This is a genomic window from Mesorhizobium sp. M1004 (assembly GCF_040318795.1).
GTDB lineage: Bacteria > Pseudomonadota > Alphaproteobacteria > Rhizobiales > Rhizobiaceae > Mesorhizobium.
In genome coordinates, this window is sequence record NZ_JAMYNB010000001.1 from 150920 (window position 1) to 164070 (window position 13151).

The 13151-nt window shown below is 63.5% G+C and carries 15 protein-coding genes; 12 read left to right on the forward strand and 3 right to left on the reverse strand.

Features of this window, described 5'->3' with window-relative positions; translation table 11 throughout:
- The first annotated feature begins 64 nt into the window (after positions 1-64).
- The 9 genes from NKH54_RS00720 (at position 65) to NKH54_RS00760 (ending at position 6649) form a co-directional block, all read left to right on the forward strand.
- Positions 65-238, forward strand: coding sequence for an Arc family DNA-binding protein (locus NKH54_RS00720; protein WP_081731199.1), 174 nt, complete (start codon positions 65-67; stop codon positions 236-238).
- Positions 239-304: 66 nt separating this feature from the next.
- Positions 305-727, forward strand: coding sequence for a hypothetical protein (locus NKH54_RS00725; protein ID WP_353027562.1), 423 nt, complete (start codon positions 305-307; stop codon positions 725-727).
- Complete coding sequence (locus NKH54_RS00730; protein WP_352499015.1) at positions 724-1116, forward strand: hypothetical protein; 393 nt, start codon at positions 724-726, stop codon at positions 1114-1116. Before NKH54_RS00725 ends, NKH54_RS00730 begins: the two co-directional genes overlap by 4 nt.
- On the forward strand, positions 1113-1346 hold the full coding sequence (locus NKH54_RS00735) for a hypothetical protein (RefSeq protein ID WP_352792452.1): 234 nt from the start codon (positions 1113-1115) through the stop codon (positions 1344-1346). The genes NKH54_RS00730 and NKH54_RS00735 overlap by 4 nt, the downstream gene beginning before the upstream one ends.
- Positions 1343-1783 (forward strand): helix-turn-helix domain-containing protein, encoded by a 441-nt coding sequence (locus tag NKH54_RS00740; protein ID WP_352537099.1) that lies wholly within the window; start codon positions 1343-1345, stop codon positions 1781-1783. Before NKH54_RS00735 ends, NKH54_RS00740 begins: the two co-directional genes overlap by 4 nt.
- 55 nt (positions 1784-1838) lie before the next feature.
- Positions 1839-2168, forward strand: a complete 330-nt coding sequence (locus tag NKH54_RS00745) for a hypothetical protein (protein ID WP_023820563.1) — start codon at positions 1839-1841, stop codon at positions 2166-2168.
- Positions 2132-3367, forward strand: coding sequence for a site-specific integrase (locus NKH54_RS00750; RefSeq protein WP_353027563.1), 1236 nt, complete (start codon positions 2132-2134; stop codon positions 3365-3367). Before NKH54_RS00745 ends, NKH54_RS00750 begins: the two co-directional genes overlap by 37 nt.
- A 122-nt stretch (positions 3368-3489) precedes the next feature.
- Complete coding sequence (locus tag NKH54_RS00755) at positions 3490-5766, forward strand: transglycosylase domain-containing protein (RefSeq protein WP_023669778.1); 2277 nt, start codon at positions 3490-3492, stop codon at positions 5764-5766.
- Between the two features lie 130 nt (positions 5767-5896).
- A complete protein-coding gene (locus NKH54_RS00760) occupies positions 5897-6649 on the forward strand; it encodes an SDR family NAD(P)-dependent oxidoreductase (RefSeq protein WP_023669777.1) in 753 nt (250 codons plus the stop codon).
- 15 nt (positions 6650-6664) lie between these two features.
- On the opposite strand, the gene NKH54_RS00765 is transcribed toward NKH54_RS00760, so the two are convergent.
- On the reverse strand, positions 6665-7585 hold the full coding sequence (locus NKH54_RS00765; RefSeq protein ID WP_023669776.1) for a zinc-binding dehydrogenase: 921 nt from the start codon (positions 7583-7585) through the stop codon (positions 6665-6667).
- Between the two features lie 111 nt (positions 7586-7696).
- Here NKH54_RS00765 and NKH54_RS00770 point away from each other — a divergent pair, with 111 nt between their 5' ends.
- Positions 7697-8506: an AraC family transcriptional regulator gene (locus NKH54_RS00770; RefSeq protein WP_023828327.1), complete on the forward strand. Its 810-nt coding sequence runs from the start codon at positions 7697-7699 to the stop codon at positions 8504-8506.
- A 22-nt stretch (positions 8507-8528) separates the two neighbouring features.
- Here NKH54_RS00770 and NKH54_RS00775 read toward each other — a convergent pair whose 3' ends face one another.
- Both NKH54_RS00775 and NKH54_RS00780 read right to left on the reverse strand, forming a co-directional pair.
- The gene (locus NKH54_RS00775; RefSeq protein ID WP_353027564.1) at positions 8529-10319 is read right to left on the reverse strand and encodes a cation:proton antiporter domain-containing protein; all 1791 of its coding nucleotides are present in this window, start codon (positions 10317-10319) and stop codon (positions 8529-8531) included.
- Positions 10320-10506: 187 nt separating this feature from the next.
- Positions 10507-10956 (reverse strand): baeRF12 domain-containing protein, encoded by a 450-nt coding sequence (locus NKH54_RS00780; RefSeq protein WP_353027565.1) that lies wholly within the window; start codon positions 10954-10956, stop codon positions 10507-10509.
- 418 nt (positions 10957-11374) lie between these two features.
- Here NKH54_RS00780 and cysG point away from each other — a divergent pair, with 418 nt between their 5' ends.
- Both cysG and NKH54_RS00790 read left to right on the forward strand, forming a co-directional pair.
- A complete protein-coding gene (cysG, locus tag NKH54_RS00785; protein ID WP_353027566.1) occupies positions 11375-12826 on the forward strand; it encodes a siroheme synthase CysG in 1452 nt (483 codons plus the stop codon).
- Positions 12823-13116, forward strand: coding sequence for a DUF2849 domain-containing protein (locus tag NKH54_RS00790; RefSeq protein WP_023669771.1), 294 nt, complete (start codon positions 12823-12825; stop codon positions 13114-13116). The genes cysG and NKH54_RS00790 overlap by 4 nt, the downstream gene beginning before the upstream one ends.
- The last annotated feature ends 35 nt before the right edge of the window (positions 13117-13151 follow it).

Sequence of the window (13151 nt, forward strand, 5' to 3'; positions counted from 1 at the left end):
GGTGCTATTGCTCGCAACCTAGCACGGTGCTATATTCCGTCTTGGTTAACGGAAAGGAAAGGACATGAGTCGGGCGGACCCGAAATTTCTGGTGAGACTGCCGGCAGACGTAAAGGCATTCATCGCCACGCAGGCCGCGCGGAACGGAAGTTCTCAAAATTCTGAAATCGTGCGGTGCATCCGTAACCGCATGGACGAAACGAAAACGACGACCAGCGAGCCGGCAAGCTCAATCTGATCGTCGTTCGAAATGAAACCGCCTTGCACGGCGGCTCCCCACGATCACCGACAAAGGATATTGAAGATGACCAAGGCGTTACATAACACCGCATCGGCGAAAATTCAAACTGGTCGCCCCGCTGCGAAGATAGCGCATGAGGCTGACACCCTGTCGTTTATGCACCGCAAAGGCCGCGATGCCGGCGGTGGCATCTGCTACTGGAATGTCGACGCAACCGGCCATTTCGGCAAGGACGGCGACAAAGGCCACGAACTGGCGCGCGAATATCTCGACTTCATCGGCCGTCACCCGACCAACGGCGCAACCACACTTCTCGGCTGCATCGTCAACGATATGTGCCGACTCCGGCAGGAAGAACGCTTCCCGTCCCGCAACCATCTGACCGGCGTCGAGATCGGTTTCCTGGGCGAGGTCAACCGCTACGCGATGGCGACAATGGTTGCCGTGGTCAAAACCATGGGCAAGTCGGAAGGCGGTGCGGAATGAGCCGCCCAGCGCACCCGCTCGGCTTCAAAACCGACCATCTCTCGCTCAAGCAACTGTCGGCACTCGTCGAGACGCTGACCACTGTCGCCCAAGTTCTCAGCGGTCTTCAGGAGCAGCCTCGTTTCAACGGCCCGGATGACGGTCAACCGTACAACGAAGCTGGCGAGATACTAGAGTTCCTCCGCAACAATATCGGCTGCGAGATCGACGACATACGCGAGGCCGTGTTGCAAAGGCCAGTCAGCACCCGAGACGAAGGCGAACTTAAGTTTGGGATCATAGTCGGCCAGTATGACGGGGGCACCGACAGCCCTGCATCGGTTGTCGCGGAGTTGGCCAAGATTGCCGGGGACATCGATTGGCAGCTTACCCGGGAAGGTGGCAAATGAGCCGCTTCATCGATCACAGAGACATGTCTGCAGATCTGATAATGTCTTGCTGCATCCAAGCGGCTGCAATCGTCCGGGTTTGCGGTGCAGCGGCCTGGGCGATCCAGGAAGGCGGCCATGTGAATATGGCAACCAGCATCGTTGATGCTCTTGCCGCCGCCGACGAACTCCTTGGACCCGTTACCGATGCGCTTGAGGGCCATGAAGGTCCGAAGGCAGGTGCGAAGTGATCCAAGTCGTCAGCATTACGAGCAAGATCAAGACCGCTGGCGCCCGGCTGGCCTGGGCGAGAACTCAGGCCGGTATCCACACCGTCAGCGGCGGCGCCGAAGCGCTGAAAGTGCCGCCCGGCACATATGCGGGCCACGAGAGCGGAAACCGCGCTTTCGACTATGAAGTCGCCCGCCTGTATGCGGCTGGCTATGGCGTCCGGTGGGAATGGTTGCTCAGCGGGGAGGGCGATCCACTAGGAGGCGGCCGGGTTGTCCCGCTCTCAGCGATCGACCAGCTTCACCAAGTGCGAGACGAACTGCGCACCATTTGGTTGGCCCTGGGCAACACGTCAGATCTGGATGATGACGGCACATTGACGCCGATACGCGAAGCGCTGAACGGCTCAACCAATCGGCTCGAAGACGCTTGCCAATCGATGGAGCGCGCCGGATGAACGGCGATTTCAGCAATTTTTCGAAAGCACAGCAACATTGTGACAACGCCGGCCTGTGGTTCTGGACCTGCGCGAGGGCGGGCAGATGACCCGCGCCGGGGCAACCCTCGACGATCTGCCCATGTTCGCATCGGACGAGCAGATCGCAGAGGCCATCGTCGGGAAGGATAAAGCAGGCAAATGGATGCGCGAGCGCCTGCCGACCCTTGCCAACAAGCCCGGTTTCCCGGCTATTGATGAATTTCACGGAGGGCGCCCGGTCGCCTTGGTGCAGCGGTTCTATGAAAATTACCTTGGAACCGGCTCGACCACGGCAACAGCGCCACCCGGCAAAGCGGACGCAAGCCAATGGAAAACGAAGACGCGACAAAGGCCCCAGGTCTGAAATGGATCAAGCGCGCTGGCGGCCGAGTGCCGCACTGGGTTGCCGACGAAAATGACGTAAAGAACGGCTACATCCCGAAAACGGTGAACCTCTACTATCTGGCCGATCAGCCGGAGATGCTGAAGGCGAAATGCCATTCGCTCCAAGCCGAGATGCTTCTATGGCGCACCGGCTACCGTGCCGACCCTCTGAAGTTCGACGGAACGATCAAGTCGCTCCTGACCATCTACGAGACGCACAAGCGCAGCCCATACCGGAAGCTGAAACCCGGTTCGCTGCGGCCCTATAACCACTATCTGAAGAACCTGAAGGGCCACATAGGCAGCGTCCGGCTTGACGAAACAACCGGCGTTGACCTCATCGACTGGCATGACGTTTGGTCGGAGAACGGGCGTTATCTCGCCGCTGCGTCGACCGCGCGCGCCGTTCTTTTCGCTGCAGTCAGCTTCGGCATCATGATGCGCTTGCCCGGCTGTTCGGAATTGTCGGTCGTCATGCGCGAGACTGCAAAGAGGCTCCCGCACCCCAAGCCCCGCAAACAGTCCGCCACCGCCACCCAGATCATCGCGGCGCGCGCGGCAGCGCATCAGGCCGGCCGGCCTTCGTCGGCGCTCGCCTATGCCTTGTGCTTCGAGACGGTGCTTCGGTTGTGGGACGTGATCGGCCAGTGGTGGCCGATGGACATGGGCGGAATTTCCGAAGTGCTTGACGCCGACCGGGATCTGAAATGGTTTGGCCTTCGCTGGGAAGACATCGACGCCGACATGGTGCTGCACTACACGCCATCCAAGACCGCCGATAGCACAGGCATCAGCATTTCCTATTCGCTGAGGAAGGCGCCGATGGTCATGGAAGAGCTGCAGCACTGGCCGATCGAGAAGCGCAAGGGGCCGATCATCGTGGCCGAGGAAAACGGCTTGCCCTGGCGCGCCACGATTTTCGCGCAGCGCTGGTCGGTCGACCGCAAGGTGGCAGGTCTTCCGGTGACCCTTTGGGCGCGAGACTTGCGGGCTTCAGGCATCACCGAGGGCAGGGCATCCAATGCCAGTCTGGACGATGCCAGCAAGGTCGCCGGGCATAGCGCAACCACCACCACCAAGCAGTATGATCGCGCCGTGTTGGAGGCTGCGGACCGCTTTGCTGACGCGCGCGTCAAGCGACGTGAACAGAGCGGTAACGGCGGCGGTAACGCGCGGTAACGGATTAAGAATTTCGTAAGGAATTTCAACGGCCTGCACGAGCCCTGCTTTAACGCGCCCTTAAACCGCCGCATCTACCCTCCAACCCGAGCGCCATTGATACCGGGAAGACAGCGCAACGCATGGCGAACCGCAGAGACAGTCGCGTCGAACCCAGCTTCGAGGGATCGCCAAAGGCGAAATCCGCGGCCGGTTTTTCGGTGAACGAGGAGGATCGGGTCGTGCCGGCCAATCGCAAATCATCTTCGGCGCGCAAAACCTCCAAGGCAAAATCATCGTCACGCGGCAAGCGCGGCAAACCCCGGCGCGGGCTGTTCGGCGTGATGGCCCGGATGTTCTACTGGTGCTTCGTGCTCTGCATCTGGGGCGGCATCGCGGTGGCCGGCATCGTCGTCTATTACGGCGCCAAGATGCCGGCGGCGACCACCTGGTCGATCCCCGACCGTGCGCCCAACATCAAGATCGTCTCGGTCGACGGGCAACTGCTTGCCAACCGCGGCATGAGCGGCGGCGAGGCGGTCGGCCTGCACGAAATGTCGCCCTACATTCCGGAAGCCGTCATCGCCATCGAGGACCGCCGCTTCTATTCGCATTTCGGCATCGACCCGATCGGCCTGTCACGCGCCATGGTGACCAATGTTCTGGGCCGGCGTTTCTCGCAGGGCGGCTCGACGCTGACCCAGCAACTGGCCAAGAACCTGTTCCTGAAGCCCGACCGCACGCTGGAGCGCAAGGTGCAGGAAGTGCTGCTGGCGCTGTGGCTGGAGCACAAGCATACCAAGGACCAGATCCTCGAAATGTACCTCAACCGGGTCTATTTCGGCTCCGGCGCCTATGGCGTCGAGGCGGCCTCGCGCCGCTATTTCGGCAAGAGCGCGCGCGACGTCACTCTGTCGGAGGCGGCCCTTCTCGCCGGCCTCTTGAAGGCGCCGTCGCGACTGTCGCCGGCGCGGGATCCGAAGGCGGCGGAGGAGCGTTCGCAGCTGGTGCTCGCCGCCATGCGCGACGAAGGCAAGATCAGCGCCAAGGAACTGGCCTCGGCGATGAGCGCGCCGGCAACGCGCGCGCCATCCTACTGGACCGGTTCGGAAAACTACGTCGCCGACACCATCATGGAAGAGCTGCCCGATTTGATCGGCGACGTGCGCAGCGACATCGTCGTCGACACCACCGTCGACCTCAACCTGCAGAAGCTCGCCGAAGAGTCGATCCGCCGGCTGATCGACGAGAGCGGCAAGAAGCTCAATGTCAGCCAGGGCGCGCTGGTCTCGATCGACAATTCCGGCGCCGTGCGCGCCATGGTCGGCGGCTACGACTATTCGACCAGCCAGTTCGACCGCGCCTCCGAAGCACGCCGTCAACCGGGCTCGGCCTTCAAGCCGTTCGTCTATATGGCCGCGCTGGAAGCTGGTCGCACGCCCGACAGCGTGCGCAACGACGCACCGATCAAGATCGGCAAGTGGACACCGGACAATTACGGCGGCAAGTATTTCGGCAAGGTGACGTTGGCGACCGCTTTGGCGAAGTCGCTGAATTCCGTCGCGGCACAGCTAACCATGGAGGTCGGCCCCGACGCGGTGGTCGAGGCGGCGCATCGCATGGGCATCCAATCCGATCTGATCGCCAACACCTCGATCGCGCTCGGCACCTCGGAAGTGACGCCGCTGGAGCTGACATCGGCCTATGTGCCGTTCGCCAATGGCGGCTACAAGCCCGACATCCATTTCATCCGCCGCATCACCACGACCGAAGGCAAGGTGCTCTATGACGACAATGGCGGCAGCGCGCCGCGCGTCGTCAAGCCGAACATTGTCGGCATGATGAACTCGATGATGACCGGCACGGTCGAGATCGGCACGGCGAAGAAGGCGGCCTTCGCCTGGCCGTCTGCCGGCAAGACCGGAACCAGCCAGAATTCGCGCGACGCCTGGTTCGTCGGTTACACCGCAAACCTCACCACCGGCGTGTGGTTCGGCAACGATGACGGCACGCCGATGAAGAAGGTCACCGGTGGCGCGCTGCCGGCACAGGCCTGGCACGAGTTCATGGTGGCCGCGCATGAAGGTGTGCCGGTCCGGCCGCTGCCCGGCACCTGGAAGTCGACGCCGCCCGACACCATCGTGCCCGACGATATTCCGTCAGTCGATAACAATCAGGCGGCGCCGTTGCCTGCCGTGGCCGTCAGCCGTTCTGAGCCTGCTGCCGCACCGGCACCTGCTGCTGTACCCGCACAAGCACCGGTCCGCCGTCCGGCCGAAACCGTCGATGCCGACGGTTTCAACATGCCGGGCGACGGCGGCACCACGGCCTCGATCAAGCATCCGGTACCGCCGGGCAGCGTCGGCGGCCCGACCAAGAAGCGGAAAACCTCAATCCTGGATATTCTCGGCGGCGGCTGAGTGGCTCGTCATTCTAGCTTCGAACCAAATGCGAGCTGGCAATCCGTTCCTCATATGAGAGCTGCGGTGACAATTCGGCCTCTCGCCACCTTCGCGGCATTCGGCTACATCTCCGGCCGGAGTGACAGACATGGCTGAGACCGACACCAGAAAAACCATCGTGCTGACCGGAGCCAGCCGCGGCATCGGACATGCCACGGTCAAGCGCTTTTCGCGTGAGGGCTGGCGGGTCATCACCTGTTCGCGCCAGGCTTTTGCCGAGGATTGCCCGTGGCCAGCCGGCCCAGAGGACCACATCAAGGTCGATCTCGCCGACCAGGAGGATGTCGGCATCGCCGTCTCGGAGATCCGTCACCGGCTGGAAGCGCATGGCGGGCAATTGCACGCGCTGGTCAACAATGCCGGCATTTCGCCGAAGCTCAAGGACGGCAACAGCCGCATGGATTCGATCGACACGCCGATGCATGTCTGGCGCGACGTGTTCCAGGTCAATTTCTTCGCGCCGATCATGCTCGCGCGGGGCCTCTTCAAGGAGCTTGCTGCAGCAAAAGGCTCGATCGTCAACGTCACCTCGATCGCCGGCACGCGCGTGCATCCTTTCGCCGGCACCGCCTATGCGACCTCGAAGGCGGCGCTCGGCTCGCTGACGCGCGAGATGGCGCATGATTTCGGCCCGCACGGCATCCGCGTCAATGCGATTGCGCCGGGCGAGATCGACACCGCGATTCTGTCGCCTGGCACCGACAAGATCGTCGAGACGATCCCACTCAGGCGCCTTGGCGCCACCTCGGAAGTCGCCGACATCATCTTCTTCCTGTGCTCGCAGCAGGCGTCCTATGTGACGGGCTCGGAAATCCACATCAATGGCGGCCAGCACGTCTGAGCACTGACAGACTGCTCATTCGGCGATGGTGAGAACAGCCTTGCCGCTGAAGCTGCGCTGTCGCAAGGCGTCCAGAGCCTGGGCGATGTCTGTCCACGGCACGGTCATGGACACACGGGTTTCCAGCCGGCCAGCCGCGACCAGAGCGAGCAGCGAGGCGATGTCCGCGCCAATGGCTGGACCGGATGTGTAGTAGGCGAAAGTCTGAAGCCTCGCTCCCTCATGGCCCGGAACGAACTGTCTGAAGCCAACCGGCGTGAGTTCGCCGCTGCTCGAACCGAACATGACGATGGTGCCGCCGGGGGCGACGCGTTCGATGGCATGGGCGAGGCTTTGGCCGCCGACCGACTCGGTGATCAGAGAGAATGGCCCTTCGGCCAGTTCGATCGACTCGACGACTTCGTGAGCACCAAGACCGCGGAGATCCTCGGCGTGCCGGGCGGCGGCGATTGCAGTCACCGCGGCGCCTTGCTCGCGGGCGATCTGGATCTGGAAACGGCCGACCGCGCCGCTGGCGCCGGTGATCAACACCTGCTGTCCCGCGAGGTCGCCGCCATGGCGCAAGACCCTTAGGGCCGTCGTGCCCGCCACGGGAAGCGTGGCGGCGGAAACGAAGCTGACCTCATCCGGGATGACGGCGAAGCGGTCGGTCGGAACGGCGACCCGTTGCGCCCAGCCGGCCTCGTCGACCAAAGCCACAACCCGGGCGCCGACGGCAGGCCCGGAGCCATCGGCTGCCGCCCGTTCGACAATCCCTGCGATGTCCTGGCCGGGTATCCAGCCTTTTGGGCGTATGGTGAGCAGGCGCAGTTCGCCGCGGTTCAACGAGGTTGCGTGGACGCAGACAAGCGCTTCGTTGGCGAGGGGTTGAGGTTCGTTGGCCTCGGCAAACGTCAGTCCGGTGGGGCTGTCGGGAGAGATGACGAGGGCGCGCATGGGAAGCCTTCCTGCCGGTTTGTGAAATGCCAGCCACGAACCAGAGCCTATCGACATCCCGGATCAAAGAATTTAGCTATCATAGCGAATAGTCGCTAAAAGCCGTCAATCATAAGACAGCCTCTCCGCTACCCCTGGGTCAATTTCGACGTCGATGATGTGATCGCTCCTGCAATTGCGGTTCGCGTCGATGTCACCGAAACCAAAGCGGAAGTGGCGACCCATTGGCACCGCAAGGGCCAACTCGTCTTCGCGCTCGGCGGTGGCGTCACATGCCGCGTCCCGAGCGGCCTGTGGATGGTGCCGCCACATTGCGGGGTGTGGATTCCCGGCGGCATGGAACACAGCAATATCGCGACCGCCAATGCGCGGATTTTCTTCGTCTATATCGAGCCGGGAGCCGCCGATCTGCCGGACCGGTGCTGCACGCTGTCGATCTCGCCACTGCTGCGCGAATTGATCATCGAGCTGGCCGACCGCATGGAGGAAGACGAAGGGAAGGACGCGCTTTTGACTGGGATGCTGCTCTCCGAACTGCCGCGCATGCCGGTCCAGCAGCTGCATTTGCCGATCTCCGCCGAGCCGCGCTTGCGGCGGATCGCCGATGCGTTGGCGCAAGACCCTGCCGACCGCAGCACGCTTGCCGAGTGGGCCACCCGCGTCGCGCTCTCAGAAAGCAGTCTCGCCCGTCTTGTGGTGAAGGAGACCGGACTGAGCTTCGGCCGCTGGCGCCAGCAATTGCACCTGATCGTCGCCATACGGGAGCTGGCCTCCGGTGCGAGTGTCCAGCAGGTTTCGGGCGATCTCGGCTACGCCTCCGTCACCGCCTTCATCACCATGTTCAAGAAAGCGCTCGGCAAGCCGCCGGCAAAGTATCTCGCCAGCGTCGCGCACAATGGCGGCTCCGCCTTCGTGGCGTGATCAACGCGCCTGTGGGCAAGCCTCAGGCCGGGGAGGGCTCAATGGCTTCGGGGCGCGGCATCAGCTTTTGCTCCAGCACTTCTTGCACGATGCCGCGGGCGATTTCGCGTTCACCCATGATGACGGTGTCGGCGCCGAGCCCCATCAGGTGCTCGACCTCGGCATCGGAATGGGCCCGCGCGATGACGTTGATGCCGGGGTTGGCGGCGCGCGCCCTGAGCACGATCTGCCCGGCCTCGAACGCGTTGGGGATGGCAAGGATCAAGCGTTTGGCCCCCTGCGGATTGGCGGCGGCAAACACGCTCGCGCTGGCCGCATTGCCGGAGACGATTTCGACGCCGTCGTCTCTGAGCCTCGCCAGCGTCTTGTCGGCGTCCTCGATGACCAGGAAGGGCAGCGATGCCTGTTTCAGCGCCGCGCCGACCAGGCTGCCGACGCGGCCGTAGCCGACCAGGATGGTGTGGCCCGAAAGCGTTGTGCGTGGCGGCGGGCCGTCCTCTTTGGCAGCAGCGGCCACCGAGGCCACTTGTCCGGGCTGCGTCGCCGGGCCGACCGGCTTGGCCTCTTCCGGTGGTGCTGCCTTGGCGGCGCGCGCGTCCAGCCATGGCTTCATCCAGTCGAGGGCGAGGAACATCAGCGGATTGACCAGGATCGACAGGATGGCGCCTGCCAGGATCAGGTCGCGTCCCTGTTGCGGCAACAGCTTCAGGCCGACGCCGAGCTCCGCCAGGATGAAGGAGAACTCGCCGATCTGCGCGAGGCTGGCCGAGATCATCAAGGCGGTTCCCAGCGGATAGCGGAAGGCGATGACGATAACGAAGGCGGCCAGCGACTTGCCGATGACGATGATGGCCAGCGTCGCCAGGATCGGCCAGCCATTGCTCATCAGGCTGAACGGATCGAACAGCATGCCGACCGAGACGAAGAACAGCACCGAGAAGGCGTCGCGCAGCGGCAGTGATTCCTCCGCCGCGCGGTGGCTGAGCTCGGATTCGCTCATGATCATGCCGGCGAAGAAGGCACCGAGCGCCAGCGAGACGCCGAACAGTTTGGCGGCGCCGAAGGCGACGCCGAGCGCGATCGCCAGCACCGCCAGCCGGAACAGTTCGCGCGAGCCGGTATGGGCGACGTAATGCAGGATCCACGGAATGACGCGGCGGCCAACCACCAGCATGACGATGACGAAGGCGACGACCTTGGCCAGCGTGAGGCCGACGACGCCCCAGATGCCGAAGCTGGCCGGCAGCGACAAAAGGCTCGCATGGTCATCGACCTGCGGCTGGCCGCCGAGCACGCCGGCCAACGCCGGCAAAAGCACCAGCGCCAGCACCATGGCGAGGTCCTCGACGATCAGCCAGCCGACGGCGATGCGGCCGCGCTCGGTCTCGATCAGCCGTCGCTCCTGCAACGCGCGCAACAGCACCACTGTGGACGCGACGGAAAGCGCCAGGCCGAAGACGAGGCCTGCGCCCATCGACCAGCCGAGCATCCAGGCAAGGCCGGCGCCCAGCGCGGTGGCAAAGCCGATCTGGACGATGGCGCCGGGTACGGCGATGGCGCGGACGGAGAGAAGATCCTTCAGCGAGAAATGCAGGCCGACGCCGAACATAAGCAGGATGACGCCGATTTCGGCCAGCTCATTGGCAAGACCGGCATCGGCGACGAAACCCGGCGTGTTCGGTCCAACCAGCACGCCGGCGACGAGATAGCCGACCAGCGGCGGGATGCGAAAACGGTTGGCGAGCGCCCCGAAGATGAATGCCAGCCCCAGACCGGCGACGATGGTGGCGATAAGGGGCGTGTCATGCGGCATTGTCTATGGAGCGCCTTTCGGGAAATGTCGGGTGTGCGCCGCCCGAAGCCGCCGCCTTTTTCAATATGGTGGAGGGGGTGCGGGCGACGCAACCCGCAAGACGTAAATTGGTGGCCAGAGGCACCGAAAACGAAAGGCACGCGCAGCAAAACCGCTGCGCGCGCCAATAGCGAATGATCGATGAGCGTCACGCCGCCTGCAGCATGGCCTCGATGTCGATCAGCGGGCGGTTGGTCAGTGTCTTTGGGATCTCCGCCTGCACCTTGTCAGTGACTTCCTTGTGCAATTTCTTGCGCATGGTGCCGAGCACCAGCGGCGGCGCGACCAGCACGATGTCGTCGAAGATGCCGTGATGGGCGAGCTTGTAGAGCCGGTCCGCGATCTCTTCGGCAAAGCGTTCCTTGCCCTGCCGGTGCCAGTCGGTTTCCTCAACTGCGCTGCGATGCACAGAGGGGCCGTCATTGTAGCGGCCGGGACTGTCGCTGCCTTGTTCGCGCGTTGCCGGATTGTCCTGTTTCATCTCCTGGAAGAGCTGCAGGTGCGGATAGAGATTGTCGCCCTCGTTCTTCAGGAACAGCGCTTTCTCGCCATCGGCCACCATGACCAGAAGGCCATGTTTCAGGTTGATCTTGCTCATTTGCGGGCTCCTGTTTGAAGGTTCAAATCCAGCCGACGATTGTCTGTTACGGCAGGGGCAGAACGCGTCGCGAAGCGGGAACGTTCCACTTCGTTCGCCGAGATCGCACACAGCCATATCGAGCCCGATCTATCGTCCATCGGAGCAATGTCCGAGGTGACGGCTTTAATCTACTAAATTGGTAGAATTTAGAAAAAACAATTTTGCAGCTTGGCCGACTGCCGGATAAAAGAGCCGCAGAACAAGGCCTGCGGCAGCAGCTTGAATCCGCCTGGTATGCGGATGTGGAATATTTTTCTCTTGGCCCTTTGGCTTGCGGAAAAGCGATTGCCTCCCGCAAGGGGATGCGCGAGTGGGTTCCTTCAGCTTTTTCGCGTCCGCGCCTAAAACTGCCGAATTGTTCCGGAATCTGTTCGTCATGCCGCACGCCAATCCCAAGCTCACCGCGTTCCCGGTCTTCATGCGGGTCGAAGGCGAAGCCGTGGCCATCGTCGGCGGCGGCGTCGAAGCGTTGGCCAAGGCGCGGCTACTTGATCAGTCGAGTGCTGTGCTTCGCATCATTGCCGATGTTGCCGACGCCGAATTGCTGAGCTTCATCGCCACGACCGGCGCCATCCGTATCGACGCCCCCTACGACGCCGCGCATCTCGAAGGCGCGGTCCTGGTGTTTGCCGCCAGCGGCGACGAGACGCTCGACCGCCGCGTCGCCAACGATGCGCGCCGCCTTGGCATTCCGGTCAATGCCGTCGACCGGCCGGAGCTATGCGATTTCTTCACCCCGGCGCTGGTCAACCGCGCCCCGGTCGCCATCGCCATCGGCACGGAAGGCGCGGGTCCGGTGCTGGCGCAGATGCTGCGCAGCCGCATCGACCGCATGCTGTCGCCGTCGCTCGGGCCGCTGGCAGTGCTTGCCGCCTCGTTCCGGGGTGCCGCCGAAAAGCTGCTGCCGAAAGGCAACGCCCGCCGCCAGTTCTGGAGCAGTTTTTTCCAGGGTGCACCGGCGCGCGCCGTCGAAGCCGGCGAGCTTTCGCAGGCGCATGACGCCGCCGCCGATCTGTTGCTGTCGAAGGCTCCGGCTTCGGGCCATATCGCGTTGGTTGGCGCCGGGCCAGGTGCTGAGGATCTTCTGACGCTGCGCGCGCATCGGCTTTTGATGGAAGCCGACGTCATCGTCTATGACGCGCTGGTGCCGGAGGCGATCGTCGCCATGGGCCGCCGCGACGCCGAGCGGCTGCCGGTCGGAAAACGCAAGGGATGCCACACCAAGAGCCAGGCCGAGATCAATGCGCTGCTGGTCGATCTCGGCAGGCAGGGCAAGCGCGTCGTGCGGCTGAAGTCGGGCGACCCGCTGGTGTTCGGCCGCGCCGGCGAGGAGATGGCCGCACTGCGCGATGCCGGCATCGCCTATGATGTCGTCCCCGGCGTCACCGCCGCCTTTGCCGCCGCCGCCGACTTCGAGCTGCCGCTGACGCTGCGCGGCGTCTCCTCGTCGATGGTGTTCACCACCGGCCATGATCTGAAGGGCAATTCGCTGCCGGATTGGGCCAAGCTCGCCATTTCCGGCGCCACCGTCGCCGTCTATATGGGCCGCTCGGTCGCCGCCGAAGTCGCCGGACGACTGATCGAGGCCGGCCTGTCGCCGGACACGGCGGTTGCCGTGGTCGAGAATGCCAGCTTGCAGAACCGCCGCCGTTTCCACGGCACACTGGCCGATTTGCCGTCGCTGGAAGAGCGCGCCGATCTGGCCGGTCCGGTGATGACCATCATCGGCGACGCGGTTGCCGGCGCCAACTTTGAACGTTCCGAGCCGCTCGCGGCACATAACTATGAGGGCGCCGCCAACGCGGCCGACGCAGAGGTCGAGCCATGAAGATACTGACCGCAAACCGCCTCTCCGACGGCATCGCCGTCTGGTACGCCGATGGCGGCTGGGCCGAGACGGTCGACCATGCCGACCTTGCCCATGACCAAGCGGCAGAGGACAGGCTGGAAGCAATCGGCGCCAAGGCCAACGCCAACAATCAGGTTGTCGACGTCAATCTGATCGACGTTGAAGTCATCAATGGCGTCGTCGTGCCGGTACGCTTGCGCGAAAAGATCCGCGCCGCCGGCCCGACCATCCGGGAAGATCTGGGCAAGCAGGCTGCGCGGGCAGCGTAACAAAATACGGGCGGACGCGCCCTGAAAGACGAAAC